Source organism: Stenotrophomonas sp. HMSC10F07, assembly GCF_001807895.1.
Taxonomy (GTDB): Bacteria; Pseudomonadota; Gammaproteobacteria; order Xanthomonadales; family Xanthomonadaceae; genus Stenotrophomonas; species Stenotrophomonas sepilia.
On record NZ_KV791360.1, the window covers coordinates 1 to 6,913 of the forward strand.

The 6,913-nt window shown below is 67.2% G+C and carries 5 protein-coding genes, 1 pseudogene and 1 riboswitch; of the genes and pseudogenes, 2 read left to right on the plus strand and 4 right to left on the minus strand.

Annotated elements, in window-relative coordinates; all coding sequences use genetic code 11:
• Positions 1-178 precede the first annotated feature (178 nt).
• From pncA to HMPREF3114_RS06890, 4 genes are all read right to left on the minus strand, one after another.
• Positions 179-805 (minus strand): bifunctional nicotinamidase/pyrazinamidase, encoded by a 627-nt coding sequence (pncA, locus tag HMPREF3114_RS06875; protein ID WP_053498731.1) that lies wholly within the window; start codon positions 803-805, stop codon positions 179-181.
• 55 nt (positions 806-860) lie between these two features.
• Positions 861-1,532 carry an epoxyqueuosine reductase QueH gene (locus HMPREF3114_RS06880; RefSeq protein ID WP_053498732.1) on the minus strand — a complete coding sequence of 224 codons (672 nt, stop codon included), beginning with the start codon at positions 1,530-1,532 and terminating at the stop codon, positions 861-863.
• Between the two features lie 138 nt (positions 1,533-1,670).
• A riboswitch (cobalamin riboswitch) is annotated at positions 1,671-1,885 on the minus strand.
• A 98-nt stretch (positions 1,886-1,983) separates the two neighbouring features.
• Positions 1,984-3,393: a nicotinate phosphoribosyltransferase gene (locus tag HMPREF3114_RS06885; protein ID WP_053498733.1), complete on the minus strand. Its 1,410-nt coding sequence runs from the start codon at positions 3,391-3,393 to the stop codon at positions 1,984-1,986.
• Positions 3,394-3,458: 65 nt separating this feature from the next.
• Positions 3,459-4,514, minus strand: a complete 1,056-nt coding sequence (locus HMPREF3114_RS06890) for a bifunctional nicotinamide-nucleotide adenylyltransferase/Nudix hydroxylase (RefSeq protein WP_141750793.1) — start codon at positions 4,512-4,514, stop codon at positions 3,459-3,461.
• A gap of 188 nt (positions 4,515-4,702) precedes the next feature.
• Here HMPREF3114_RS06890 and HMPREF3114_RS06895 point away from each other — a divergent pair, with 188 nt between their 5' ends.
• A complete protein-coding gene (locus tag HMPREF3114_RS06895; protein WP_053498736.1) occupies positions 4,703-6,595 on the plus strand; it encodes a patatin-like phospholipase family protein in 1,893 nt (630 codons plus the stop codon).
• A gap of 98 nt (positions 6,596-6,693) precedes the next feature.
• Positions 6,694-6,913: pseudogene (locus HMPREF3114_RS21270) on the plus strand (hypothetical protein); the annotation flags it as partial.

The following is a 6,913-nucleotide window of genomic DNA, read 5'->3' on the forward strand; positions in this document are numbered from 1 at the left end:
CCGGCACTACCGAATCCTGATTTCATCCAATGAAAAGCCCCCGGTTCGGCCGTCCCGCGATCTGTAGGGGGGCGCAGTTAGGGGGCTGGATGAATCGATTGTGTTGTTGTGGGCAGGAGCGCGCAAGCGGCATAAGCGATGTGCGCGGTAGCGCCGGGCCATGCCCGGCGGTCACGCCTCAGGCGATCGCGATCCCTGCCTTGCCCAGCGCTTCGCGCACCATCGCGTCGTTGGCTTCGGTCACCGGCCGGGTCAGCTCCCACAGGAACTTCACCCGGAAGCCGGACTTCACCGCATCCTGCGCGCTCCACAGCACGCAGTAGTCGCGGGCCAGGCCGCACACATGCACTTCGCGGATGCGGCGCTCATGCAGCCAGCCGGCCAGGCCGGTGGCCGGGCGCTCGCCATCAGGGCCGTGGTTCTCGCGGAAGGCGCTGTACGAATCCACCTGTTGGCGGGTGCCCTTGCGCAGGATCAGGTCGGCCACGGTCCAGTCCACGCCCGGGTGCAGGTCGGCACCCGCGCTGCCCTGCACGCAGTGGTCCGGCCACAGGGTCTGCGGCTGCGCGTGCAGCAGGATGGTTTCGAACGGGCGCTGGCCGGGGTGTTGGCTGGCGAACGAGGCATGGTCGGCCGGGTGCCAGTCCTGGGTCGCCACCACGGTGCGGTAGCGACGCTGTGCCAGCAGGTCGGCAATCGGTGCGACCAGCGCATCGCCCTGGTCGCAGGCCAGCGCACCGCCGGGCATGAAGTCCGGCTGCAGGTCGATCACCAGCAGGGCGACATCGGCGGGCAGGGCGGTCATGGCAGTTCCGGTACAACAGAAGGGGCGACCAGCGTGGCCGCCCCATGCCTGCACGTCAATCGCTCTGCGGCGTCTCAGCGTCCTGCCCGTAGTACAGCAGGCCGATCCTGATCCGCTCGCGGCCGTTCTCACGGCGATGGCGGTTGGCATCGCGCAGCGAGTACACGCAGCCGCAGTACTCCTGCTGGTAGAACTGCTCGCGCTTGCTGATCTCGATCATGCGGCTGGCACCGCCGCCCTTGCGCCAGTTGTAGTCCCAGTACTGCAGGCCTTCATAGCGCGACGCCGCGCGGATGCCGCAGTCGTTGATCTGCGCCATGTTCTTCCAGCGCGAGATGCCCAGCGACGAACTGATGGTGTCGTAGCCGTGTTCATGCGCGTACAGCGCGGTGCGCTCGAAACGCATGTCGAAGCACATCGTGCAGCGGATGCCGCGCTCGGGCTCGTTCTCCATGCCACGCGCACGGCTGAACCAGTTGTCGGTGTCGTAGTCGCAGTCGATGAACGGAATGCCGTGCTGCTCGGCGAAGCGGATGTTCTCCTGCTTGCGCAGCTCGTACTCCTTCACCGGATGGATGTTGGGGTTGTAGAAGAAGATCGCGTAGTCGATCCCGGAAGCGGTGATCGCCTCCATCACTTCGCCCGAGCACGGCGCGCAGCACGAATGCAGCAGCAGGCGCTTGCCATCGGCGGGCAGGGTCAGGGTGGGGCGTTGGAACTCGGTCATCGTGGCGTGCGTCAGGGCGTGGGAGCGGTCTGGCCGGTTACCGTGAACAGGACGCGCGCGGCCACGCCGCCTGTACGTGCAGGCTGGCGATGGCCCCGGCACCCTCCCCGCGGAGAGTCCAGGTCGAATCAGGGGACGGTCGTGTCCCCCGGCCGGGGCCGGTATTCGGGCTGATGGACACGGGCCGCAGCCCACCTACTCCCTGCCGCTTCCCAGGCGCGAGCCCAGTGCTGTTGGCAGGATTCGTTTCCATTCACCGCTGCGGGGCAGCTCCGGAATGGGCGCACGAAGCGCCTTCACCGGATTCCCGTTTAACTCCCTGCCGCCATCCAGCCACGGCAGGGATACCTTCGGCGTGCCCACGGTGGACGCGTTGCCGGCGTGGGTCAAGGGGCACCGGGGTCGGAGCCCTTTGCGCTGCAACGGGATCCGACCCCGGTCGGGATGCGCCTCAACGCCCCGCCGCAGCCCGCGCGCGGATCTCATCCAAGCGCTGGTCGTGCAGCAGGCGCCCGTTCTCCCACACGGTCACCATCGCATCCTCGAAGCCGTCCGGCAGCGTCTCATCGCCATCACACGGCAACGCCACCGTGTGCAGGCTGCCGTCATCCAGGCGCCGCAGCAGGCGCATGCGGCCACGCTTGCTGGTCTTGCCGGCATCGGTGACCGGGTCCTTGTAGACGTCGATCCACTCACCCTCGACCCGTGCTGCCGAGCACTTCAGCGCGAACTTCTGGGTGTCGCGGTCCAGCCGCTGCAACAGCGCGCCGCCCATGCCGAAGGCCACGTTGTCGGCGGCGTAGCCGTCTTCGGTGATGCGCTGCAGGATGGCGCGGATCGTATCCGGGTTGATGCCATCGCCCTGGATCACCCGCACGTGGTTGAGTACGCGGTAGCCCTTGCCGTTGAGGGTGTGGCCGAATGCTTCATCCAGCCGGCGCAGGCTTTCGGCCACCACGTCCACCGGGTCACCCGAGTCGGGGCGGATGACCAGGGTGGCGCCCGAAGCGATCACTTCATCACGCAGCGTCGTGCCCCAGTGTTCACTGATCGCGCGGTAGATGTCATAGCTGTCCGACACCACTGCCACGATCGCGCCCGGCTTGCCGAACTGGCGCAGCATGTTGCGGTAGGCGTCCACTTCGCGCTCGCGGCCCCAGCTGGTGATGGTGCTGTGCTCGGCGGCGGGAATCGAATAACCGGCCATCGGCGCGTGATAGTGCGCGCGGGCCAGGCAGAGGGCCGAGACGGTGTCGGTGCCGAGGAAGTTGACCAGGTGTGAGGCACCACCGAGCGCGGCCGATTCCAGGCTCGATACACCGCGCGCGCCGAAGTCGTGCAGCTTGAACGGCAGCTGCCCCTGCGGATCGTCGCTGGTCTGCTGCAGGAACGCAGCAATGGTCTGCCGTGCATGCCAGCTGATGGTGGCCACGGTGACCGGGTACCACACGCGCAGCAGCAGCGTTTCCAGGTACGACGGCACCCAGAATGCAGCCGGGTCGGTCGACTCGATCGTCATCAGTGCCTGGTGGGTGGGTACCACGCTGCCCTCGGGCACGGCACGGATGCGCACTGGCAGGTTGCCCCCGAGCCGGTCGACGATATCGCGCCAGCCGGCTTCGTTGAACGGCTCGCCATGGGCGGCGAATACCGCAGCAGCGTCGTCGATGTCAGCGTGGGTGACCGGCCGTGCCAGCGCGTCCTTGAGGATCGCCTGCAGGCCGAAGAACACCGTGCGATCGTGCAGGCCGCCACGTGATTCGACGTAGAAGAACGTGGCATCGGTACCCGGCGGGTACTGCAGCCAATGGCTGGCCTTGTAGCTGTCGGTGTTGAGGAGAAGATTATCGAGGTAGTGCATGACGGAAGCTCCTTCGCGTCGAGTGACACCAGCGGTCTATCCGCCAGTGGGGAGAGCCGGGCAGGTCAGCCGCGGCCGAGGAAATACTCCAGGATGTGCAGGTGGTCCTCGAACAGCTGCGGGCCCATGTCCAACGCCTCACTCACCGGTATCCAGCGCGCCTTGTCGGCGTCGTCGCCACCGCGCACCGGCGGCAGGTCACCGGCCGGGAATTCGAAGTGGAACCCGTGGGTGATGGTGCGGCCGCGCTGGCTGCGGTCGGGGTGGTCGAATACCTGCTGGCCCTTCAGCGAACCCTTCAGCACCGGCAGCGGAATCTTCAGACGGGTTTCCTCGCGCAGTTCGCGCAGGCAACTGTCCAGCAGGCTCTGCTCCTGGCCAACGAAACCGCCGGGCAGCGCCCACAGGCCCTTGCCGGGCTCCGAACGGCGCCGTACCAGCAGCACGTGGCCCGAATGCACTACCACCGCATCGGTGGTGACGAAGGTGGGCGCGTAGGGCGCATCCTTCCAGGCGGCCTTGTACTGTTCGATGAAGCGGTACTCGGCCACCAGCTGGGCATACGCAGGCGCGCTTTTGCGGAACGCTTCGAGCATGTCGTACACCGGCGCCGGCACATTGCCACGCAGCATCAGCAGCGCGCCGTGGAAGTCGACGTCGCCGGCTTCGAACAGGTAGCGCCGCAGCTCGGTGGCCGACAGGGTGGCGGTGTGCTGCACGTCCACCAGCGGCCATTGCGGGAACTCCCTCAGGTAGTAGCTGGAGGCATCCTTGTCCATGCCGATCAGGCCGACCTTGGCATCGGCGGCGGCGCCGTCGTTGCGCAGGGCTTCGGCCACCTGGCGCTGCACGTTGGCGATCCATTGCGCTTCGTTGTACAGGTGGTCGCGCAGCGGGCGGATCAGCAGGCGGTCGGTGTGGCCATCGAGGGCGGCCTGGATCATCACGGCGCGTTCGGCCACGGTCCAGGGATTGCGGAGGCTGCGGGGGGTATCGGCAGAGCCGACCAGGAAGATCAGCTTGCGGGCCCGGCTCAGGGCCAGGTGGGCAACGGCGGCGTGGCCGTTGTGGAAGGGCTCGAATCGCCCGATGAAGACGAGATAGTCGAATTCCATGAGAATCCCTCATGTCGTTGTGGCAGCCGCGGGTCTGTCCCTTGGCTTGCTGCAGATGCTACGCCGATGGTGGGGCCGGTCAAGCCTGCAGGCCTGCCATCTGCTGAACGCCGCAGATTCCCGCCCGGACTGCGGTGGTGTTCTCAGGCCCTGAGAAGCCGCTGCGCCATACTGGCATTCACGCGGCGGACGGCATGCTCGGGGGCAAGACGGTGGCGGACAAGTACTGCGATCTGGTCATGAAAGGCGGCATCACCAGCGGCATCGTGTACCCCAATGCGGTACTGGCGCTGGCACGCGAGTATCGGTTCAAGAGCATCGGCGGCACCTCCGCTGGCGCCATCGCTGCGGCGGTAGCGGCTGCGGCGGCATGCGGTGATCGCCGCATGCAGGCCGGCGAGCACCTGCCCGGTGATGCCGGTTATGGCGGGCTGTCGGCGGTGTCGGCGCAGTTGTCGCGGCGCGGGTTCATCTACAGCCTGTTCCAACCGGCGCGGGGCGCGCGCGCGGCCTATCGGCTGCTGGTGGTGCTGACCGGCAATGCCGGCCTGCCGCACAAGCTGCTGTGCCTGGCGGTGGCGGTATTCGAGATCGCGCCGCTGGAAGTGCTGGTGTCGCTGGCGCTGCTGCTCGGCCTGGGCTGGTGGGGCGGTGGCTGGAGCGGCGTGGCTGCAACGCTGCTGCCGTCGCTGCTGTGCGCCTACGGTGCAGGCGTGGCCGGAGCCGCGTTGCGCGTTGCGCGTGTGGCCCGGCGCAACCTGCTGGGCCTGTGCAGTGGCCTCGGCCGCGATGCACGTAAACCGGCATTGACCGAGTGGCTGCATGAATGCCTGCAGCAGTTGTCCGGCAAGCCGCTGGATGCACCGCTGACCTTTGCCGACCTGCACGATGCGCCGCGCTATGCCGGCGAGCCGGACAGCCCGCATGCGATCAGCCTGCAGATGATCACCACCTGCGTATCGCACAATGAACCACGCACACTGCCGCTGGGAGGCGCGCAGTTCTGGTTCCTGCGCGAGGAGTTCGAGCAGTTGTTCCCCGCCAGCGTGGTGCGGTGGCTGGTGACGCAGGCCGGCCCGCCGCTGGAGGTGGAAGGGCGCCGGTACTACCACCTGCCGCAGGGCCCGAAGCTGCCGGTGCTGGTGGCCACGCGCATGAGCCTGAGTTTCCCGTTGCTGATCAGCGCGGTGCCGCTGCATGAGCCCTCGCGCCGCGAGCGCCGCTGCGAACCCACTGCACCGGCCGCCGACCAGGAACACAACGTGGCCGACAGCATGGAAGGGCTGACCAGCGCTGGGCAGACCTGCGGCCCGGTGATCACCGCGTTCCGCATCTGCTGGTTCTCCGATGGCGGCATCAGCAGCAACTTCCCGATCCATCTGTTCGATGCCGCGTTGCCGCGCTGGCCGACCTTCGCCATCAACCTGGTCTACCCGCAGCATGCCGAAGACGTGGGCCACGGTAGTGATGGCCGCCAGGCGCTGGAACATGCCGTGTTCCTGCCCACCGAGAACCGCCACGGCTGGCAGCGGACCTACCAGTCGATCGCCAGACCGTTGGCGGCGGCCGAGCTGGGTCGCTTCCTGTTCGCGGTGGTGGCGACCATGCAGAACTGGCGCGACCTGCTGCAGGCGCGCGCGCCGGGTTACCGTGACCGCATCGTGCACGTCAGCCTGCAGGGCGACGAAGGCGGCATGAACCTGGACATGCCGCAGGAGGTGCTGACCCGCATCGCCGACAAGGGCAGCCTGGCGGGTGCGCGCTTCTGTTCGTTCTCGTTCGGGAACCACTACTGGATCCGCTGGCGAAACCTGGCCTCGGCCTACCAGCGCTACACGCTGGAAGTGGCGCGTACCGACGACCCGGCGCAGCAGGTGCTGGCCTACCGCGCGGCGTACTCGATGGTTGCCCGTGGCGAGCCGGCACCGCCGTCGTACAAGCTGGGCTCGGAAGACAAGCGTCGCGGCTCGCAGCAGCTGTGGGCGCAGATGGTCGAGCAGGGCCGCACCTGGGAAGACCTTGGCCCGGACCTGACCGACGGCGCACCGCGCCCGCTGCCGCAGATGAAGGTGACGCCGATCTACTGACCCGGTAGTAGAACCACGCCATGCGTGGATGAACGTCCATCGAAATCGAATATTTCGAACATTCATCGAAGAGCATCCACGCATGGCGTGGATCTACCGTGTCGACCAAGGTCGACACCTACCAGAGCAATACGTCGTTCCGACAGATGGAAGGAAACTGTCGAAGGCGGGGTGGTGTCGGATTGCGGGGTGTCCGCGGCATGGATGCCGCGGCCAAGCCCCCATGGTCGGGTTCACGGCGTCCCCGCAATCCGACACCGCCCCGCAATCCCACGGAATGCCAGCTTTTGCTGTTGCTGTTGCTTCGGCTTCGGCAGG

What these genes read in the sequence shown, in the direction of transcription:
- HMPREF3114_RS06895 (WP_053498736.1), top strand. Translation starts at nt 4,703, where the DNA reads ATGCTCGGGGGCAAGACGGTGGCGGACAAGTACTGCGATCTGGTCATG.
- HMPREF3114_RS06880 (WP_053498732.1), bottom strand. Translation starts at nt 1,532, where the DNA reads ATGACCGAGTTCCAACGCCCCACCCTGACCCTGCCCGCCGATGGCAAG.
- HMPREF3114_RS06885 (WP_053498733.1), bottom strand. Translation starts at nt 3,393, where the DNA reads ATGCACTACCTCGATAATCTTCTCCTCAACACCGACAGCTACAAGGCC.
- pncA (WP_053498731.1), bottom strand. Translation starts at nt 805, where the DNA reads ATGACCGCCCTGCCCGCCGATGTCGCCCTGCTGGTGATCGACCTGCAG.